Raw genomic sequence first — 20,495 nt, 5'->3', positions numbered from 1 at the left:
ATGAAGTTCACCCTGTCGTGGCTGAAATCGCACCTCCAGACCGACGCCTCGCTGACCCATATCACCGATACGCTGACCCAGATCGGGCTGGAACTGGAAAGCGTCGATAATCCCGGCGCCGCGCTGGCCTCGTTCCGCGTCGCCCAGGTGATCGAGGCGGTGCAGCACCCCAATGCCGACCGGCTGCGCGCCTGCCAGGTCGATGCCGGCGACGGCATCGTGTCTGTGGTGTGCGGCGCGCCCAATGCCCGCACCGGCATGAAGGCAGTGTTCGCCGCGCCCGGAGCGTTCATCCCCGGCACCGGGATCACCCTTAAAGTCGGCGAGATCCGCGGCGTGCAAAGCGCCGGAATGCTATTGTCAGCGCGCGAAATGGGCCTCGGCGACGATCACGCCGGGATCATCGAACTGCCGGCGGATGCACCGGTCGGCGTATCCTACCCGGCCTATGCCGGTCTCGACGACCCGGTAATCGAGATCGCCGTCACCCCGAATCGCGGAGATTGTTTCTCGGTCCGCGGCGTGGCGCGCGACCTGGCGGCGGCCGGCCTTGGCACGCTGAAGCCGTTCGCCCCTGCCCCCATCCCGCCGCTGTTCGATGGCGGCCCGCGCTGGGACATCGCGTTCCCCGAGGCCTGTCCCTGGATCATCGGCCGCGGCATCCGCGGCGTGCGGAACTCCCCAAGCCCGAAATGGCTGCAGGATCGGCTGACCTTCATCGGGCTGCGGCCGATCAACGCGCTGGTCGATATCACCAACTTCTTCACCGTCGACCTCGGCCGCCCGCTGCACGTGTTCGACGCGGCCAAGCTGACCGGTGACGTGCTGACCTTGCGCCGGGGAAGCGGCGAGACGCTGCGAGCGCTGAACGGCAAGGACTACGTCGTCGATGCCGAGGACTGCGCGATCTGCGATGCCGCCGGGGTGCAGTCGATCGCCGGCGTGATCGGCGGCGAGGCGACCGGCTGCGACGAGACCACCACCGGGGTCTTCGTCGAATGCGCGCTGTTCGATCCGGTGCGCATCGCGCAAACCGGGCGGCGCCACCAGATCGTGTCCGACGCGCGCCAGCGGTTCGAGCGTGGTATCGACCCAGGCCTGATGCCCGACGCGATCCAGGCCGCCACCGCGCTGATCCTGCAACTGTGCGGCGGCGAACCCGGTGCGGTGACCGCCGCCGGCGCCGAACCGGCATGGCAGCGCGACGCCAGCATGCGCTTCGCCCGCATTGCCGCGTTCGGCGGATCCGACATTTCCCCCGATGCCGCGGTTGCCTCGCTCGAGCGGCTGGGTTTCGCCCTACGCCGGCGCGACGCCGAGCGGGTGACAGTGGCGGTGCCGTCGTGGCGCAACGACGTCGCTATGCCGATCGCCCTGGATCAGTCGCCGACACTGCATCCAGCCAAGGCCGCCGCCGCCGCCGAAGGCTGCGCCGCGATCGAGGCCGAAAGCGACCTGATCGAGGAAGTCCTGCGCCTGCGCGGGCTGGACGCGGTGGCGGCGGTCTCGCTGCCGCGCGACAGCCCGGTGCCGGTTGCCACCCTGACTCCCCGGCAACAGCGCACCGCCGTGGCGCGCCGCACCCTCGCCGCTGCCGGCCTGATGGAGTGCGTGACCTTCAGCTTCATGGCCCGCGCGGACGCCGAACGGTTCGGCCCGACGCCCGAGGCGCTGCGCCTGATCAACCCGATCGCGGCGGACCTCGACCAGTTGCGCCCGACACCGCTGGCAACGCTGGCGCTGGCGGCCAGGCGCAACGCCGCGCGCGGCTATGCCGATGTCGCGCTGTTCGAGGTCGGGCCGGCGTTCGACATCGATGCGCCCGACGGGCAGAAGCTGGTCGCCGCCGGATTGCGTTCGGGATCGACGCCGCGGACCTGGCTGGCCACGCAGCGTCCGGCCGGCGCGATGGATGCGAAGCGTGACCTATGGTCGCTGCTGGACGCTGTCGGCGTGCCGTTGGAGGCACTGCAGGTGACCACCGATGCACCTGTGTTCCTGCACCCGCACCGGTCGGGCATGGTGCGCCAGGGTCCCAAGACGCTGCTGGGCTATTTTGGCGAGATCCATCCCAGATTGCTGGCGGGGCTGGGGCTGCCGGGGCCGATGGTGATGTTCGAGCTGAACCTCGATGCCGTGGCCGACCCGAAGCGGCGCAAGAAGGCGGCACCCGATCTGCCGGCGTTCCAGCCGTTGCGGCGCGATTTCGCCTTCCTGGTCGATGCCTCGGTCGCCGCCGATGCGGTGCTGCGCGCGGCCAGGGGCGCCGAACGCGGCTTGATCACGTCGGTCTGCCTGTTCGATCTGTACGAAAGCGACAAGATGGCCGACGGCAAGAAGTCGCTGGGTGTCGAGGTGACCTTCCAGCCGCGCGAGCGCACGCTGACCGACGCCGAAATCGAGGCCGCCTGCCAGAAAGTCGTTGCCGCGGTGGCGAAGGCAACCGGGGCGACGTTGCGGTAGATCAACATCAGCCTGACTGGAAAATCAGACCGAGGTTGCTCGCTCAAACAAAGAACTGGCGCGCGGTGACCGTTTGCGATCACGCTGAAAGCGCTACAACAAGATTTGGGAGCATGAAGCCATGGCTCGCGTGCGTGACATTGCCTCGGCCGAATTGCCGCCCGACCAGGCGGCGATCTATGAACGCTTCGCCGCCGAATACGGACCGTTCCGCAATCAGCTCGCGGTCTTGGCCCACGTTCCGCCGGCGATGCGGCACCTGATGGCGATGCTGATGGAATTGCGCGAAGCGGCCACCCTGCCGAAGCGCTATGTCGAGATCGCCATCGTCGTCGTTTCGAAACTGAACGAGTGCCACTATTGCGTGGCTCACCACAAGCCGTTCCTGGCGATCGAGGGCCTGCCCCCCGACGCCATCGATCGCTTGCTCGACGACGACAATCCCGAACTCGATGACGCGGACCGGATCGTCGTGGCCTACGCGCGCGCGGCCTGGGAGACGCCCGCCCGGATCCGCGACAGCCTGTTCGAGCGGCTGCGCCAGCATTTCTCGGAAGCCCAGATCGTCGAGTTGACGTTGCGGATCACCCTCTGCGGGTTCTTCAACCGCTTCAACGACGCGCTGCGGATCGAGCAGGAGGACGACGCCGAGGCCAGGCTATCTTTATAGATCCAAACCCACCCAGTCTCCGGCCGTCACTCACCCGCCGCACGACCGACGTCAGTTCCCAAGCTTGACCGGCACCGTGGCGCGCAGCGTTTCGGGCTCGCCGCGGACCTTGGCGGCCAACCGCAGCGCCCAGTTGCCGGGCCGGCTGGGCTCGACCTCAATGATGTAGACGCCGGGCTGGGATGCCGGCAGCGGCTTGGCCGGCGCCTTCATCGTAGGCTGGCCGTCCGGCGCCCGATCGGCCGACACCTGAGTGATCTCGGCACCACTCACCGGGTCCTTGTCGGGCAGGTGAAGCAGCCGAAGCACGACGTCGGTCTTGCCCGCACCGGCAGCCCTTACATCGGTGACCTCAAAACGATAATCCGGAGCCGCGGCTCTGACCGGCATCGAAACCAAGACCGGAGCGGCAAACAGGCCCACGGCCGTGAGGATCGGCCTGATATGGTGGAAGGTGATCATCGGCGGCGTCGATGCACCCGTTTCGCCTTCGGGTCATGCCGACCGGTGGGAAGCGCCCCCGGAAGGCACACTACTTGATCTTGGCTTCCTTGAACGGCACGTGCTTGCGCACCACCGGATCGTATTTGTTCAGCTCCAGCTTGTTGGTCTGGGCGCGGGCGTTCTTTTTGGTGACATAGAAGAAGCCGGTATCCGCGGTGGATATCAGCTTGATCTGAACGACGTTCGACTTCGCCATGGGCCTGATCCTTCAACAGCCGCTCGCCGGCCTGGCGGGAAAATGGGCAACAAGCGCGCGCCGGTCAAGAGTTTTGCTTGCGCCACCCCCGCATGCCGCCGCTTTGTCGGAGGGGCGCAAGGCTGGCGTGCCGCCGGTTTGTCGCCCTGCGGGTTCGGGGCTAATGTCCACCCAACGATCATAACCACGGGAGCGGCAAAGCATGACGACCACGACGTTCAAGCTCGGCGACATGATCGTCCACCGCATCATCGAGATGGAATGCGGCCTGACTCCGGCGCTCGAGTTCCTGCCCAAGCTGACGCCCGAAATGCTGGACGACAGCCGCCCCTGGATGAACGCACCGCTGGCGCTCGACGCCGAGGACAAACTCGTGCTGTGCTTCCAGTCCTACATCGTGCGCACCGGGCGTCACGTCATCCTGGTCGATAGTTGCGTCGGCAACGACAAGGATCGCTCGGCGCGCCCGATGTGGCACATGAAGACCGACAACGTGTTCATGGCCGGCCTGGCGGAGGTCGGCCTGACCGTCAATGACATCGATTTCGTTCTTTGCACGCATCTTCACGTCGACCATGTCGGCTGGAACACGCGGCTGGAAAACGGCCGCTGGGTGCCAACCTTCCCCAACGCACGCTATCTGTTCTCAAAAACCGAGCTGGATTTCTGGCTGGCGGAGAATGACAAGGTGACGCAGCCGCCGATCGCAGACAGCGTAATCCCGATCGTCGAGGCGAAACGCCACGACCTGATAACCAGCGATCACGCGTTGAACGACCTCGTCAGGCTGATCCCGACACCGGGCCACACGATCGATCATTACGCGGTCACACTGGGACGCGGCGGCCTTGACGCGGTGATCACTGGCGACCTGATCCACACGCCGCTACAGGCCAGGTGGCCCGATCTGGCGATGCGTATTGATTACCATCCGGCCCAGGGCATCGCGACCCGCCGAAAGTTCCTGGAGACCTATTGCGACACCGACACGCAATGCTGCTTCGCGCATTTCCCATCGCCATCCCGCGGCTATATCAAACGCTGGGGCGACGGATTCAGATGCGACTACATCACCGGCTGATCAGACGCCCTCGACCAGCCTGATGTCGCGTTCGGCGCCGTCACCGAGTGCTTCGAGCGCGGCCTGATACGCCGCGCTGTCGTGCGCCGCCGTGGCTTGGGCAAGGCTGTCGAACTCGATCACCACGGTGCGCTGGTTGAGACCCGCCTCATAGGTCTTGGCCGGGGTGCCGCGGACGATGAACTTGCCGCCGCCGCCGGCGATGGCCGGGCCAGCCAGTTGCGCGTAGGCGGTGAGCTTGTCGGGGTTGGTCACGGCGCGATAGGTGCCGATCCAGTAGGTCTTGGCCATGGGTTTCCTTCCAGGATGGGTGGGTCCTCACCGGACGCTACCGAGAGATTGATCCTGACAATGGGATGACCCCATTCCGTCCAAGCGCGGGCGAAAGCCCCGCGCGGCCGCTCCGGTTCGGCGTGGGCGGGAGGATCAAACCATCCGGCCGATATACGCCTTCATGTCGTCGGCATCACGCTCATGCTCCATGATCCGGTACTTCACCAGATCGCGGATGCTGATAATCCCTTCGACCTTGCCGTCATTGACGACGGGAAGATGGCGAAAATACCCGTGATCCATCAGTTCCATGGCCTCCACAATTGTGGTCTGCGCCGTGGCGGTGGTCACATTATGGGTCATCAGATCGTCTGCCCGCATCGTCACCACCTTGTCGGTATGGGCCGCCAACGCTTTCACCACGTCGCGTTCACTGACAATTCCGGCCACGCCACCGTGATCATCCAGCACCAGCACCGCGCCGATCCGACGGGAGGATATGATCTCAGCAATCTCCAGCACGGTCGCCGATGGCTCCACGGACACGACCTGCGCGGCGATCTTGGCTTTTAAAACGGCGCCCACGGACATTCTTTTGTTCCCCTTCATTGACGATTAGTCAGCAAGACCGCAAATCCATCCGCAAGCCAAGTGTCTCCGGCCACTGTCCCGAGATCAAGTGGCCAAGACCAGGCTTGCCGGGGTTGCTTCCGCTGACCCACAGGCCCCATCGTTATAGCACGAAATCCAGCCTTGTCTGCCTGACCCGCTGAAGGGCCTGACGCTCACCCGACGCATCGTTTGATCAAAGCGCATTGCGCTCACGCTTTCGGTTCACTCCTGGATGCCTGTGGCCGCTACCGACATTTTGGCGCCGGCTGAGGTTCAGGATGAAGAACGCAACACCAACTTTGGCGCTTGCCGCAGTCCGTCAAGCCATCCGGGCGTCGCTTTGAGCGGCATCAATGCCAGGAAGGCTGGCCGACCGACCGGGCGCGACCTCTCCGCACCTTCGCCGCCCACGAATCTTGCCGCTGATTCCGGCCATACGGCCCGACGATCGCGTTTGCCAGCCCAAGCCTATCGTCCGGCCCAAAGCCTCGTCAGTTGCATCATCCGGATGCGCAAGGCGACCGACCTCGCCGCTGACGCCCTCACCACCGATCACACCGCGAGGATGCCGGAAAATCGACATCGAGCTGCCGATGGCAGAACTCTCTGCCGACATCGAACCGATCGCCGATACGGCACCTGTTTAGTCTGCATCGCCGGACGACCGGCGACAATCCTGGCTGTCCGTGCTATACAGGTCTCATGAGCATCGCTCTCCGCAAGCCGATGACCGTCAGTGAGTTCCTCTCCTGGGAGGAACGGCAGGAATTGCGCTGGGAATTCGACGGTTTCGACCCCGTGGCGATGACCGGGGGCACCTACGCGCACGAGACCATCGGTGACAACGTCCGGTTCGCTCTGCGCGATCGCCTCGGCCGGGGTCCCTGCCGCGTCCTTGGGCCGACCTTGAAGGTCGAGGCCGCCGGCCGCATCCGTTATCCCGACGCGTTTGTGTTCTGCACACCCGTTGCCTCGAATACCACCGTGATCCGCGACCCGGTCGTGGTGTTCGAGGTACTCAGCGAAAGTACCTCCCGCACCGACCGCATCAGCAAGTTGCGCGAGTACGGCGCCACGCCGTCCGTCCAGCGCTACGTCATTCTGGAACAGGATGCGATCGCGGCAATGGTTTTCGTGCGCAAGGACACCGACTTCATCGCCGAAACCCGCACCACCGAGGACACCCTGCGCATGCCGGAAATCGGCATCGAGGTGCCAATGGTGGAATTCTACGCCGGCATCGATCTGGCCGATGAAATCGAAACCGAGCAGGCGGGTTAACCCAGCCGCAACCGGATATTGCCGAAATCGTCGACGCTCGCGGTCATGCCCCTCGGCACTAGGCAAGTGGCATCGTACTCCTGCACGATCAGCGGCCCGGCGGTCGGTTTGGTCAGCCCGGCCCGGTCGGTCACCAGCGTCTCTACCCAGCCGCCATCGGGCAACCAAATGCGCCGGCTCGCCGGCACCGCCTGGCTGAACGGCGGAATGCGGCCGGGCAGACGCGGTTGCTCCGACAGGCCGCGTGCCATCACCGACAAGCCGACCAGCTCGACCGGTTCGCCAGCCGGCGCGCGGAAGCCATAGGTGGTCTGATGCTCGTCGGCGAACCGCGCGGCAATCGTTGCCGGCGTAATGGCACCGTCCGGCAGGGCGACCTCGATCTCGCTCGATTGCCCGGCGTAACGGGCGGCGGCGGCGCGCTGGAAGCGGTGGCGATCGGGCGCAAACCCATCGCGGCTCAACCGTTGCGCCGCCGCCTCGGTCAAATCATCCAGGATCCGGCCGATCCGCCCCGGTTCGGCCTGGTCGAGCCGGACCCGGATGGTCTGCCGGCCATGGTGTTCGGCCTCCGCGACCAGCAGGCCAAAGGCGCTGAACACTCCCGGCAACGGCGGGATGATGATCCGCCCGATGCCCAGTTCGGCCGCCAACCCGGCGGCGAACAGCGGTCCGTTGCCGCCGAACGCCAGCAGGCTGAATTGCCGAGGATCGCGACCGCGCTCCACCGACACCGCCCGGATCGCCCGCATCATGGTGGCCGAGGCAAGCCGCAGCATGCCGAACGCGGCCGCCTCAATCGACAGCCGCAGCGGTTCGCCAAGCTGTTGCCCGACAGCGGCGCGCGCGGCGTCGAGGTCCAGGCGCATCGACCCCCCAGTCAATCCGCCCGGATCGAGATACCCCAGCACCAGGTTGCAGTCGGTGATGGTCGGCGCGGTACCGCCGCGTCCGTAGCACACCGGCCCGGGCATCGCGCCGGCACTCTCGGGGCCAACCTTCGGCGCGCCGGCGCTGTCCAGCCGGCAGATCGACCCGCCGCCGGCACCGACCTCGGCCAGGTCGATGGCGGGAAGCTTCAGCATGTAACCGGCCCCGACCAGCAGCCGCGATCCGGCCATGACGCCGCCGCCGACCTCGATCGCCTCGGTGCGCAGCACCTCGCCGTTCTCGACCAATCCGGCCTTGGCGGTGGTACCCCCCATGTCGAAGGTGATGATGCGCGCCTCACCCAGGCGCCTGGCCAGCCCGGCGGCGCCGACCACACCGGCGGCAGGGCCCGATTCGATGATGTGGGCCGGGCAGTCGGCGGCGAACGAGGCCGACGCCAGGCCGCCATTGGATTGCATCAATTGCAGCGGCGCCGCGATGCCCAAGGCCCGCAGCCTGGCATCCAGCGCGGTGATGTAGGCCCGCACCGTGGGCTGCACATAGGCGTTGATCACCGTCGTGCTGGTGCGCGGATATTCCTTGATCTCGGGCAGGATGTCGCTGCTGACCGAGATCGCGATGTCGGGCAGCGCCTGGTGCACCGCGCGCGCGACAGCCTGCTCGTGCGCCGGATTGGCGTAGCTGTGCAGCAGGCAGATGGCGACGCTGACGACGCGTTCGGCGCGCAGCATCGCCAGCACCGGCTCCAGGCTGGCAGCGTCCAGCGGGATGGCGATCGACCCGTCGGGGCGGACCTTCTCGGTCACCTCCAGGCGCAGGCGCCGCTCCACCAACGCGCGCGGCTTGCTCCAGCCGATATCGTACAGCACCGGCATGCGCAGGTCGCGGATCTCCAGGATGTCGCGGAAGCCGCGCGTGGTGATCAGCGCGGTCTTGGCGCCGCTGGCCTGCAGCACGGTGTTCGATCCGACCGTGGTGGCGTGCAGCACATCGACCACCGGACCGGGCTGGTCAGCCAACAGAACGCGCAGGCCTTCGATGATGCCGTCGCCGTAGTCGGGCGGCGTCGAAAGCGTCTTGTGCGTCGTCACGCCGCCATCCGCTGCGATGGCGACCAGATCGGTGAACGTACCGCCGATATCGATGCCGATCCGCAGGCTCACGCCGCCGGCTCCCAGGCCACCGCTGGCAGCGGTGTTCGTTCGGCTTTCAGGCGAGCCCGCAGGACTTCGGTGGCGGCAGCATCGATCAGCGGCGGATCGCCGGCGGCGACAACACCATAGTCACGCGCGGCGGCGGCGATCGTTACTAGTCCGTCGCGCAGGTCACGCGCCACCAGATCCAGCGCTCGGTCCAGCGCCGGCCCCCAGCCGCCGGCGCCCGGCAGCTCGTGGCGGAACACTTCGCCGCGCTTCAGGTTCATGGTGATCTTGGCATGCAGTTTGGTCTCCCCGGCCGAACCCGGATTCATCACGCTCCGCCCCGGCGCGCCCGGGCCACCGCCCTGCAGACCGTAAGGACGATGCGTCTGGCGGTCGGCGCGGACCTGCAGCACACCCTCATCGGCCAGCATCCGCCAGGTCTTGCGCTGCGCCATGCCGCCGCGAAACCGACCCGCGCCGCCAGTATCGGGGACAAACTCGTAGTCCAATACTTCCAGCGGATTCTCCGCCTCGATCACCTCGACCGAGAAGCTGGCCATGTTGGCGAACATGCAAGTGTTGCCGTCCAGCCCGTCGGCCCAAGGCCGGCCACCCCAGGAACCCGAGATGAAGTCGACATAGATGAACGGATTGAGCTGCTTGTCGTAGCCGCCGATGGTCAGCCCGGTGTTTCCCCCGTCGGAGGCGGCAAACACCTTGTCGGGATACAGCTGCGCCAACGCACCGAAAGCGCAGTCCACGCCGCGGAACCCGGTCAACCCACGCGCCGCACAGGCCGCCGGCAGCTTGCCGTGAGTGATCGTGCCCGGCGGCGCGATGATCCTAATCGGGCGGAACACCCCGTCGTTGTTCGGCATGTTGACCGACAGCACCGACTTGACCGCCGTAAAGCTCATCGCCGCGGTATAGCTAAGTGTATTGTTGATCGCGCCCTTCACCTGCGGCGCACTGCCGGTCCAGTCCACCTCCATCGAGTCACCATGCTTGCGGATGGTGCAGACCAGCGGGATCGGCACGCCGAGGTCGATCTGGTCGTCGTCGATCCAGTCGGTGAACGTCGCCTCGCCGTCCGGCAGCTCCTCAAGGCATTGCCGGGTCAGCCGCTCGGAATAGTCCATCATCGAAACCATCAGCTCAACGACCGAATCGGCGCCGTAACGGATGACCAGGTCCGCCATGCCACGGGCCGCGATCTCGCAGGCCGCGAGCTGCGAGCGGATGTCGCCGAACACCCGGCCGGGCATGCGCACGTTGCGCTCGATCATGCGGAACAGCGTCGCATTCGGCTCGTCCCGCTCATACAGCTTCAGCGGCGGGATACGCAGCCCCTCGGCGTAGATTTCCAGGCTGTCCGAGGCGTTCGACCCGGGCACCCGGCCGCCGACATCGGTGTGGTGGCAGATCGTCGCGGCATAGCCGATCGGGCGCCCGGATGGCTCCCCGGATTGCTCCTTTGGCGCGAACAGCGGCTTGAAGATGAAGATGTCCGGCAGGTGCATGCCGCCGTCATAGGGGTCGTTGTTGATGAAGATATCACCGGGCTGCACGTCGTCGCCGAAATGCGCCAGCACCGCTTGCAGCGCCACCGGGATCGAGCATAGATGACCGGGCAGCGACAACCCTTGCGCCACCAGCCGGCCCTCGGCGTCGCAGATCGCCGCGCTGTAGTCCATGATGTTCTTCAGCACGCCGGAATAGGCGGTGCGGTAGATCGTCAGCACCATCTCATCGCCGATCGCCGAGATCGCGTTGCGGAACAGTTCTTCAGTGATCGGATCGGACATCGCGGCCTGTCGCCTGGTGGGCCATCATCCGACCACCGATACGGTTTCGTGGCAACCGGGTTCGCCGTCGCATGATGCGGGGACGCATCGTATCGGTAGGCGATTAGTTGCTCGGGTTCAGGTTCCGAGCGTCGCGGCTATTAGCCGGGGGGTCAGCATGACAACACCCAAGAGTCCATGGCACGATCCCAGCCTGCACTGGCTACGGGGGCTACATGGCTTGGCGTATCGGCGTCGATTCCGGCGGCACGTTCACCGACGTCTGCTTGTTCGATGACGCAACCGGCACCGTCGCGGTGTGGAAGGTGGCGTCCACCCCGGACGATCCGTCGCGTGGCATCGCCGGCGGTGTGGCCGACGCGATCGAGCGTGCCGGCACCCATCCCGGTGCGGTCGGCTATTTCGGCCACGGCACCACGGTGGCAACCAATGCGCTGATCCAGCATCGCGGCGCCAGGACCGGGCTGATCACCACCGACGGGTTTCGCGACCTGCTGGAAATCGGGCGGCAGAAGCGGCCCGATCTGTACGACATCCATGTGGACAAGCCGCCCACCCTGGTCAGCCGCGACCTGCGGCTGGAAGTGCCGGAACGCATGCGCCACGACGGCCGCACCGAAGTGCCGTTGGATGAAGCGGCGGTCCGCGCGGCGGTGCGCCGGCTGCGCGACGAGGGCGTCGCCGCGGTGGCGGTGTGCTTCCTGTATGGCTTCGTAGCCGAGGCGCACGAGGCGATCGCGGCGCGCATCCTGGCGGAGGAATTCCCCGCCGCGTTCGCCTCGATCTCGCACGCGGTGGCACCCGAGTTCCGCGAGTTCGAGCGGATGTCCACCGCGGTGGTCAACGGCTACCTCGGGCCGGTAATTCAATCATATATACAGCTTCTGGGCGAGCGGCTGCGCCGGCAGGGCCTGACCGCGACGCCGCATCTGACGCAGTCCAACGGCGGGGTGATCAGTTTCGAGCAGGCCGCCCGGTTGCCGGTGCGGACGGTGCTGTCGGGACCGTCCACCGGCGTGGTGGGCGCGCGCGAAATCGGCCGCCAGGCCGGGTTTGGCGAGCTGATCACGTTCGACATGGGCGGCACCAGCACCGACGTGGCGCTGCTGTCGGGCGGCGAGTGCCGGCTGGCCAGCGAGGCGGTGGTGCATGGCTATCCGATCAAGGCGCCGATGCTGGATATCCATACCGTCGGTGCCGGCGGTGGGTCGATCGCCTTCATCGACAGCGGCGGATTGCTGAAGGTGGGACCGGCGAGCGCCGGGGCCGATCCGGGACCGGTCTGTTACGGCCTGGGTGCGACGGCGCCGACGGTGACCGATGCGAACGTGGTGCTGGGGACGTTGAACCCGGGGTTCCTGCTGGGCGGGCGGATGGCGGTGCGGCACGACCTGGCGCTGACCTCGATCGCTGGGCTGGCGGAACGGTTGGGGTTGGAGGTGATGCCGACCGCGCAAGGAATCGTTTCGGTTGTGACGGCCAACATGGCGCGGGCGATCCGGGTGATCTCGGTGCAGCGCGGGTATGACCCCAGGGATTACGCGCTGATCGCTTTCGGCGGGGCGGGGCCGCTGCATGCCGCTCGGCTGGCGCGGGAGTTGGAGATCGGGCGGGTGCTGGTGCCGGTCTCTCCGGGGGTGCTGTGCGCGATGGGGCTGCTGCTGACCGATTTGCGCAGTGACTTCGCGGTGACTCGGTTGACTCCGCTGGATGCGGCGGCGGGGATGGTGCTGGCGGATGCGTTCGGCGTGCTGGCGGCGAGGGCCGAGGCGTGGTTCGACGCCGAGGGGATCGGGGCCGAGGCGAGGCGGATCGTGCGCACGGTGGACATGCGCTATGCCGGGCAAAACTACGAATTGCCGATCCCGGTCGGACCAGCGGGCGGCGATCTGGTGGACGATCTGGCGGCGGCGTTCGCGGCGGCGCATCGACTGGCCTATGGCTTTGCCGCCGAGGATGAACCGGTACAACTGGTAACGTTTCGCCTGGAGGCATCGGCGCTGGTGCCGAAGGCTCGGTTCGTCGCGCAACAAGACGCCGGGCCGGAGGCGCGCGGCGCGGTGACCGGGCGGCGCTCGGTCTGGTTGCCGGAGGCCGGCGGCCTGGTGGAATGTCCGATCTACGACCGCGCGCTGCTGCGCGCCGGCAACCGCATCGCCGGACCCGCCGTGGTCGAGCAGATGGACGCAACGACGGTGGTGCTGCCGGGAATGATCGCCAGGGTCGAGCCGTATCTGAGTCTCATTCTGGAGGCAGCATGATCGATCCCATCACCGTCGAGGTGATCGGCAGCGCGCTGTCCTCGATCGTGGAGGAAATGGGCGAGGCCCTGATCCGAGCGTCGTACTCCACCAACATCAAGGAGCGGCGGGACTGCTCGACGGCGCTGTTCGACATCGACGGCAACACGCTGTGCCAGGCCGAACACATTCCGATGCATCTGGGCAGTTTCCTGGAACTGATTCCGCACATCATGAAGCGCCACCCGGTGGCCGAGATGCGGCCAGGCGACGTGTTCTGCGGCAACGACGCCTATGAGGGCGGCGGCACGCATTTGCCCGATATTGTGCTGGCCGAACCGGTGTTCGTCGATGGCGCGATGATCGCGTGGGCGGTGAACCTTGCCCACCACGCCGATTTCGCCGACCGCGGGCACGCCCATATCTATCAGGAGGGGCTGCGCATTCCGCCAGTACGGCTGTATCGCGCCGGCGTGCTGCAAGCCGATGTGCAGGCGCTGATCCTGCTGAACTGTCAGGTGCCCAGGGAGCGGCTGTCCGACCTGCGGGCACAGATGGCGGCAAACCGGCTGGGGGTGCGGCGGCTGACCGGCTTGTGCGCCAAATATGGACGCGATACCGTGCTGCGGGCGGGTTCGGCGCTGCAGGACTATGCCGAACGCAAGATGCGCGCGGGGATCGCGGCGATCGCCGACGGGGTGTATCGGTTCGAGGATCGTTACGATTGCCCGGAGGTGGATGGCGAGCTGGACCTGTCCTGCGCGATCACCGTCAGCGGCGATGCGATGACGCTGCACTTCGAGGCGCCGGCTCAGGTGCGGGCCGGGCTGAACATGACGATGACGGCGCTGTTGTCGACGGTGTATTACGCGGTGAAGGCGATCGTCGATCCCACCATCCTGCCGAACGCGGGGCTAGCCAGGCCGCTGACGGTGACGGCGCCGGCCGGCACGATCGTGAACTGCGTGCATCCGGCGGCGGTGAACGGGCGGTTGTCGCTATGCCAGCGGGTGGTCGATCTGATTTTCGGCGCGCTGGCGGCCGCGGTGCCGCGGCAGGTGACGGCGGCGGCCAATGGCGCGTGTTTTTCCATTACGTTTGCGGGTCATCAGCCGGCGGATGGGGCGCTGTGGGTGTATCTGGAAACCATCGGTGGCGGGTCGGGAGCTCGGTTCGACAAGGACGGGCTGGATGGGGTGCATGTGCACATGACCAACACCTCGAACCTGCCGGTGGAGGCGCTGGAGCTGGAATATCCGCTGACCCTGATGCGTTATGAACTGGTGGACGGGTCGGGCGGGGCGGGCCGGTTCCGCGGCGGGATGGGTATCAGGCGGGTGTATCGCGCGGATCACGATTGTCATGTCCGGGTGGACGGCGCGCGGATACTGTCGGCGCCATGGGGGCTGGCCGGAGCATCGGCCGGGGGGATGGCCTCGGTCTCGGCGTCGGTGCCGCTGGATCATGGATCGGGGATGCTGCGGTGCGGCGATCTGATCGAGGTGGTGACCGCCGGGTCGGGTGGCTATGGGCGCCCGGAACAGCGTGACCCGACATCGGTGGCCCGCGATGTGGCGGAGCAACGGATCGATGAGCTGACGGCGCGCGAAGTGTATCGGGCCGGTGGTGCGGGGAGCTGAACCGGCGCCAAGCAACACCCTGGATCACCGCGTGGATGCCGGCTCGTCGAGCGGACCAAAGCACCGAACCATGAAACCGCCCTGCATTTTCATACCACGCCATTGGCCACTGCCTTCCGATGAGGGCGCCGCGAATCGGATCGTCGAGCGGTTTCGAGAGGTGGACGAGCACGAGCTGCTGAACCTCCCAGGCGTCCTGCCAATGCTGCGATGCCTGGGAGGCAACAGCCCTCACCTCGCTGCGGCGGCGACGCGGGAACCCGACGCGATACATCGTTTGGTGACCGCGGGTCCCAATGCTGCTTTCACGGAAAGCCTGTTCTCGCTCGACCAGGTTTCGTTCTCCGCGGGGCGCCCCCACATTGCCGCGGCGATCCGCCAAGCGAAGCGGCGGGTGGCCCTGATTGCGGCGATCGCTGATATCGGTGGGATCTGGCCACTGGAAAATGTGGTCGGTGCTATGTCGAATTTGGCGGAAGCGACGTTGCGACTATCGATCCGCCATTTGCTCCGCTCTGCCCACGACATTGGGGAAATACATCTGAAGGATCCCACCGCGCCCGAGCTGAATTGCGCTTTCGTTGTACTCGCGATGGGAAAGCTTGGCGGGGCGGAGCTGAACTACTCGTCCGATATCGACCTCATTCTCTTATACGACGGCTCGGCCAGCGTTTACGCACGCGGCACAGCGGCGGCTGGAACCGGTTCGTTCACCTCCCGAGTGGCGCGAAATCTGGTCATGCTGATGGAGGCACGCGACGCCAACGGCTACGTGTTCCGCACCGATTTGCGGCTGCGGCCCGATCCGGCCGCGACACCACCCGCTGTGTCGCTGCATGCGGCGCTGGTTTACTACGAGACCATGGGCCAGAATTGGGAGCGTGCAGCCATGATCAAGGCACGTCCAATTGCCGGTGATATTCCGCTGGGGCATCGTTTCCTCGAAGCGATCCGACCATTCGTCTGGCGCCGTGGCCTCGACTTCGCGGCGGTGGCGGACATTCACGCGATGAAACGGCGGATCGACGAGGCCGGGAAAACCGCACTGGTCCGAAAGGAAGATCCGCTGGCGCAAATCACCGGCCACGACGTCAAGCTGGGCCGGGGCGGGATCCGGGAGATCGAATTCCTGGTGCAAACCTTGCAGATGATATGGGGCGGCCGCGATCCGACGCTTCGCATCAAGCCGACCTTGCTGGCATTGGCCAGGTTGTCCGAGACCGGCCATCTGGCGCAGTCCGCCAGGCGTCAGTTGGCCGAGGCCTATCGGTTTCTCCGCCGCGTCGAGCATCGCATCCAGATGGTGAACGACCGGCAGATCCATAAATTGCCCGAACTGGTCGACGAGTTGGTGCAGCTCGCTCGCTTCCTGGGATATCAGGATGCAGAAGCCTTCGCGCTCGACTTCCTGGGGCATGTTGCCGTCGTCCGGGTCAACTACCAGGCGATCTTCGAACATGTTCCCGATCTGCCGGGCACCGAGGCGATTGGGCCCGACCTGGACTTCCGCGGTGACGATCCGCAACCAGCCGCGACGGTCACCGCGCTGAACGGCCTGGGTTATCAGGATACGACGCGGATAATCACGGCTGTCAGGCAATGGCAGGCCGGCCGCGTTCGCGCCCTGAGATCGAGCCGGGCTCGGGATTTGATGACAACGATGATACCCACGATGCTGGTCGCCTTGGGACGCCAGCCGAATCCGGATGAAGCGTTCAATCGTTTCGACCGCTTCATCAGCGCGTTGCCCGCGGGCATACAGCCGATGTCGCTGTTCCAGCGCAATCCGATGCTGCTGGACCGCATCGCCGCTGTGCTTGGCGCGGCTCCGATATTGTCCGAACACCTTGCGCGACACCCGAGCGCGCTGGACGGATTGTTGACCACCGAGAACGCCAACCTCAGGCGCCTGGTCCGCTCTCAGGCGGCGGATGCGGCGACGCTCGACGAAGCTATATTGGTTATCCGAAGGACAGTGAAGGAGCGGGATTTCTTCCTTTCGGTCGCGACCCTCGAAGGGCGATTGGACGCCGATGCGTCCGGACGACAACGCACCGCCCTCGCGGAGGCGGCTTTGTCCACACTGGTGCCGCGTGCGATAGCCGATTTCGCTTCTCGATTCGGTCGCGTTCCCGGCAGCGCGCTTGCTGTCGTGGCAATGGGAAAGGCGGGTGGTCGAGAAATGATGGCTGGGTCGGACCTCGATCTGATGTTTATCTATGACCATCCGGTCGAAGTGGGCGAAAGTCGCGGCGTCCGCAGCCTGCCGGCCAGCCAGTGGTTCGCGCGAGCCGCGCAGGCATGCATCGCCGCCCTGACCGCACCAGGACCGGAGGGCAGGATGTATGAACTCGACATGCGCTTGCGACCGTCGGGCAACAAGGGACCTATCGCCGTCTCGCTGGAAGGATTCAGGCACTACCACGAATGGGATTCATGGACCTGGGAGCGCATGGCTCTGACAAGGGCGCGGGTCGTGGCGGGCCCACCGGCTCTCCGCCGCAGGGTTGACCAGGCCATCGAAACCGCCATCCGGGGGTGCCAGGATCCGAGCCAGATTCGGATCAATGCCCAGCAGATGCGGGAACGCATCGGACAAGAACTTCGCTCACACCGGCCCTGGGAAGTGAAGCTCCGCGTTGGCGGGTTGATCGATATCGAATTCATTGCGCAAACGCTGCAACTGATCCATGCTGGCGATCCTGGTTTTCGCCGCAGCCAGACCACGCGCGTGGCGCTTCAGCGCTTGACGGACATCGGCGCGATATCCAGGCTTGAAGGGCGCTTTCTGATCAACGCCGAACGTCTATGGCGCACGATCCAAGGCATGCTTCGGATTACCGTCGGCCGAGTGGAAACCGCGACCTTGCCGCATGCGTCCGCGCTGCCGTTGCTGGAAGCCGCGGCAAGAATTGGTGTAGCCGTGAGTGACGCCGACGATTTGCTGCAGCAAGCAGATAAGATCGCGGAGCAGGTACGACTTTTGTTTGAACAGTATGTGGGGAGTTAGACGAATGACTGTCACGGAAGGTGAAATGGCGCCCGAATTTGACCTGCCTGCTACCGGCCAGCGCAGAGTTAGATCGAGCGACTATAAAGGCAAACCGTTCATCCTCTATTTCTACCCGAAAGCAGATACTCCTGGCTGCACAAAGCAGGCCTGTGCGTTTCAGGAAGGAAGGCCGCAGTTCGAAGACGCTGGATTGGACGTCGTTGGGGTGTCGGCGGACCCGATCAAGGCGATCGAAAAGTTTGCGACAAAATTTGGCCTGACGTTTGCGCTAGCCTCCGACGAGGAGCATGTCACGGCGGATCGCTACGGCGCCTGGATCGAAAAATCGATGTATGGGCGGAAATACATGGGCATGGATCGATGCACATTCCTCATCGGGCCGGATGGCAGAGTGCTGAAAATCTGGCGGAAGGTCAGTGTGACCGGGCACGCTCAGGAAACGCTGAAAGCGGCACGGGCAGCCACAAGTAGCGGGTGAGCCGCAAAACGCTCCGGGCCGCCGGTGCTGCCGATGTGGCGATCCTCCGTGCGAACCGATGCGCCAGACGGTAGTTCGCCCGACCCTGGTCAGCTTTATGCAATGGCGTAGGATCGGACTGCCCTATCCAGGAGGATGAACGATGCCCGTCGCCACCACCGATGACGGTGTTCGCCTGCATTACGAAGAGTCCGGCTCTGGCGTGCCGGTGATCTTCGTGCACGAGTTCGCCGGCGACCATCGCGCCTGGGAAGCCCAGATGCGGCACTTCGGACAGCGCTACCGGGCGATCAGCTATGCCGCGCGGGGCTATCCGCCGTCGGACGTGCCGGACGACGTGGCGAAGTATTCGCAAGCTCGGGCGGGGGACGATATCGTATCGGTGCTGGATCATCTGCAGATCGACCAGGCGCACGTGGTGGGGCTGTCGATGGGCGGGTTCGCCACGCTGCATTTCGGCCTGCGCCATCCGGGTCGGGCGCTGTCGCTGTGCGTAGCCGGCTGCGGCTATGGCGCGGAGGCCGGCCAGCGGGAGAAGTTCCGTTCGGAAGTTACCGCCGTCGCAGCGTTTCTTGACCAGAACGGCATCGAGGCGTTCGCCGCGAAATACGCCTACGGGCCGACCCGGGTGCAGTTCGAGAACAAGGACCCGCGTGGCTTCGACGAGTTCAAGCGGCAACTTGCCGAGCACTCGGCGGTGGGGGCGCGCAACACGCAGTTGGGGGTGCAACGGGAGCGGCCGTCACTGTATGACCTGACCGAGCAGATGGCGGCGTTGACGGTGCCGGTGCTGATCCTGACCGGGGACGAGGACTGGCCGTGCCTGCAGCCGGCGCTGCTGATGAAGCAGACCATTCCCACCGCCGCGCTGTCGGTGATGCCGAACTGCGGCCACACCATCAACCTGGAGGACCCCGACCAGTTCAACCGGCTGGTGGGCGACTTCATCGTGCAGGTCGATGCCGGACGCTGGCCCGTGCGCGATGCCAGGGCGATGGTCAGCTCGATCACTGGAATGAAGTAGCGGCGCTTGAGCGAACGGCAACCGATGCGCACACGCTTGCGTCGGAAATCCATGCTACCTTATCGAAACGAACGGCGCTGAGCTCGCTCGTCGTCATGAAGTGACGGCGTCGGCTGGGTGAATTTCGGGTTGACCGGTCACGCAACGGTTCGATACGACTGGCGACGATGCTGCTTCGTATTGTCGTGCTGTTGGGCTGCCTGGGCGCGCTTTCGGCGTGTGGGTCGGTGCTGACCGCGACCACCTCGGATGTCGCGGGTATCGCCGGGGCCGGCATCGCCAACGCGGTGAACAAGAGTCCCGCCGCTGCCACCGGGATTGGCCTGGGCGTGGCGGCCGGGGCCAATGCCGGGCTGCAATATCTTGAGCGTGACGTGCACCGCGTGGAGCAGGACCGGATTGCCAGTGCGGCGGGGGCGCTGATGCCTGGCACGGTCGGGCATTGGAGCGTCAGCCGCCGCATCCCGATCGAGGATGACGAGCACGGCGACCTGGTTGTCACCCGGTTGCTGGGCGCGGATGACTTCAACTGCAAGGAGATCGTGTTCTCGGTCGACACGGTGCGCAAGAAACTGCCGAACCGGGCGTTCTACACAGCGACGGTGTGCCTTGACGGGCAGCACTGGAAATGGGCTTCGGCGGAACCGGCAACCGCGCGCTGGGGTCCGCTGCAATGAGGATACTGCTGCTGGCGGCGGCGGTGTCGCTGGCGGGCTGCAACGCCACCGGCAAGATCGCCGCGGTGGTGGCCGGCGGCGCGGCGGGGGGCGCCACCGGCAACCCGGCGGTCGGCTTCCTGGTCGGCGTGGCGGTCGATGCCGGCGCCAACTACGTGGTGCGCTATTACGGGCGGCTTCGACAAGGCGCCGAGCAGGACGCGATCGCCCAGGTCGCCGGCGAGCTGCCGGTGGGGACCAAGGCGGCATGGAAGATCGAGTACGATATTCCGATCGGCGACGAACACGGCGGCTTGCGCGTGGTGCGGGCGATCGACACCAAGCTGGCGGCCTGCCGGGAAGTGGCGTTCTCGGTCGATGAGGGCGGCGGCGGCAAGCTGCAGCGAGCGTGGTTCACCGCCGACATCTGCAAGCAGGCCACCGGCTGGAAATGGGCGTCGGCGGAACCGGCGGTGGAACGCTGGGGATTCCTGCAGTAGGGTCGTCGTGTCTTCACCCGACAGGA

General features: G+C 65.8%; 17 protein-coding genes. 11 read left to right on the top strand and 6 right to left on the bottom strand.

Features of this window, described 5'->3' with window-relative positions:
* Complete coding sequence (pheT, locus tag ACQY4T_RS05655) at window positions 1–2,463, top strand: phenylalanine--tRNA ligase subunit beta (RefSeq protein ID WP_428538772.1); 2,463 nt, start codon at window positions 1–3, stop codon at window positions 2,461–2,463.
* A 121-nt stretch (window positions 2,464–2,584) separates the two neighbouring features.
* On the top strand, window positions 2,585–3,133 hold the full coding sequence (locus ACQY4T_RS05650) for a carboxymuconolactone decarboxylase family protein (protein ID WP_428538770.1): 549 nt from the start codon (window positions 2,585–2,587) through the stop codon (window positions 3,131–3,133).
* A gap of 51 nt (window positions 3,134–3,184) precedes the next feature.
* Here ACQY4T_RS05650 and ACQY4T_RS05645 read toward each other — a convergent pair whose 3' ends face one another.
* The gene (locus ACQY4T_RS05645) at window positions 3,185–3,595 is read right to left on the bottom strand and encodes a FixH family protein (RefSeq protein ID WP_428538768.1); all 411 of its coding nucleotides are present in this window, start codon (window positions 3,593–3,595) and stop codon (window positions 3,185–3,187) included.
* A 70-nt stretch (window positions 3,596–3,665) separates the two neighbouring features.
* Window positions 3,666–3,833 carry a 50S ribosomal protein L33 gene (rpmG, locus tag ACQY4T_RS05640; protein WP_428538766.1) on the bottom strand — a complete coding sequence of 56 codons (168 nt, stop codon included), beginning with the start codon at window positions 3,831–3,833 and terminating at the stop codon, window positions 3,666–3,668.
* A gap of 202 nt (window positions 3,834–4,035) precedes the next feature.
* Between rpmG and ACQY4T_RS05635 the strand changes: the two genes are divergently transcribed.
* Window positions 4,036–4,914: an MBL fold metallo-hydrolase gene (locus ACQY4T_RS05635; RefSeq protein ID WP_428538764.1), complete on the top strand. Its 879-nt coding sequence runs from the start codon at window positions 4,036–4,038 to the stop codon at window positions 4,912–4,914.
* Here ACQY4T_RS05635 and ACQY4T_RS05630 read toward each other — a convergent pair whose 3' ends face one another.
* Together ACQY4T_RS05630 and ACQY4T_RS05625 are read right to left on the bottom strand one after the other, a co-directional pair.
* Window positions 4,915–5,205, bottom strand: a complete 291-nt coding sequence (locus ACQY4T_RS05630) for a DUF1330 domain-containing protein (protein WP_428538762.1) — start codon at window positions 5,203–5,205, stop codon at window positions 4,915–4,917.
* A gap of 135 nt (window positions 5,206–5,340) precedes the next feature.
* A complete protein-coding gene (locus ACQY4T_RS05625) occupies window positions 5,341–5,778 on the bottom strand; it encodes a CBS domain-containing protein (protein WP_428538760.1) in 438 nt (145 codons plus the stop codon).
* Between the two features lie 723 nt (window positions 5,779–6,501).
* Here ACQY4T_RS05625 and ACQY4T_RS05620 point away from each other — a divergent pair.
* Window positions 6,502–7,080, top strand: coding sequence for a Uma2 family endonuclease (locus ACQY4T_RS05620; RefSeq protein ID WP_428538758.1), 579 nt, complete (start codon window positions 6,502–6,504; stop codon window positions 7,078–7,080).
* Here ACQY4T_RS05620 and ACQY4T_RS05615 read toward each other — a convergent pair.
* Entirely contained in the window at window positions 7,077–9,134 is a 2,058-nt protein-coding gene (locus ACQY4T_RS05615) for a hydantoinase/oxoprolinase family protein (RefSeq protein ID WP_428538756.1), read from the bottom strand. The two genes, ACQY4T_RS05620 and ACQY4T_RS05615, sit on opposite strands and share 4 nt — an antisense overlap.
* Complete coding sequence (locus tag ACQY4T_RS05610) at window positions 9,131–10,918, bottom strand: hydantoinase B/oxoprolinase family protein (RefSeq protein ID WP_428538754.1); 1,788 nt, start codon at window positions 10,916–10,918, stop codon at window positions 9,131–9,133. Before ACQY4T_RS05610 ends, ACQY4T_RS05615 begins: the two co-directional genes overlap by 4 nt.
* Before the next feature lie 215 nt (window positions 10,919–11,133).
* Here ACQY4T_RS05610 and ACQY4T_RS05605 point away from each other — a divergent pair, with 215 nt between their 5' ends.
* The 7 genes from ACQY4T_RS05605 (at window position 11,134) to ACQY4T_RS05575 (ending at window position 20,469) form a co-directional block, all read left to right on the top strand.
* The gene (locus tag ACQY4T_RS05605; RefSeq protein WP_428538752.1) at window positions 11,134–13,179 is read left to right on the top strand and encodes a hydantoinase/oxoprolinase family protein; all 2,046 of its coding nucleotides are present in this window, start codon (window positions 11,134–11,136) and stop codon (window positions 13,177–13,179) included.
* Window positions 13,176–14,798: a hydantoinase B/oxoprolinase family protein gene (locus ACQY4T_RS05600; protein WP_428538750.1), complete on the top strand. Its 1,623-nt coding sequence runs from the start codon at window positions 13,176–13,178 to the stop codon at window positions 14,796–14,798. Before ACQY4T_RS05605 ends, ACQY4T_RS05600 begins: the two co-directional genes overlap by 4 nt.
* A 31-nt stretch (window positions 14,799–14,829) precedes the next feature.
* Window positions 14,830–17,808, top strand: coding sequence for a bifunctional [glutamine synthetase] adenylyltransferase/[glutamine synthetase]-adenylyl-L-tyrosine phosphorylase (locus tag ACQY4T_RS05595; protein ID WP_428538748.1), 2,979 nt, complete (start codon window positions 14,830–14,832; stop codon window positions 17,806–17,808).
* Between the two features lie 4 nt (window positions 17,809–17,812).
* Window positions 17,813–18,289: a peroxiredoxin gene (locus ACQY4T_RS05590; RefSeq protein ID WP_428538746.1), complete on the top strand. Its 477-nt coding sequence runs from the start codon at window positions 17,813–17,815 to the stop codon at window positions 18,287–18,289.
* Window positions 18,290–18,431: 142 nt separating this feature from the next.
* Window positions 18,432–19,313: an alpha/beta fold hydrolase gene (locus ACQY4T_RS05585; protein ID WP_428538744.1), complete on the top strand. Its 882-nt coding sequence runs from the start codon at window positions 18,432–18,434 to the stop codon at window positions 19,311–19,313.
* A gap of 167 nt (window positions 19,314–19,480) precedes the next feature.
* On the top strand, window positions 19,481–19,990 hold the full coding sequence (locus ACQY4T_RS05580; protein ID WP_428538742.1) for a hypothetical protein: 510 nt from the start codon (window positions 19,481–19,483) through the stop codon (window positions 19,988–19,990).
* The gene (locus tag ACQY4T_RS05575; RefSeq protein ID WP_428538741.1) at window positions 19,987–20,469 is read left to right on the top strand and encodes a hypothetical protein; all 483 of its coding nucleotides are present in this window, start codon (window positions 19,987–19,989) and stop codon (window positions 20,467–20,469) included. The genes ACQY4T_RS05580 and ACQY4T_RS05575 overlap by 4 nt, the downstream gene beginning before the upstream one ends.
* Window positions 20,470–20,495: the final 26 nt, after the last annotated feature.

The organism is Rhodopila sp. (assembly GCF_965277825.1).
Lineage (GTDB): Bacteria > Pseudomonadota > Alphaproteobacteria > Acetobacterales > Acetobacteraceae > Rhodopila.
This window is presented reverse-complemented; position numbering and strand designations above follow the sequence as displayed.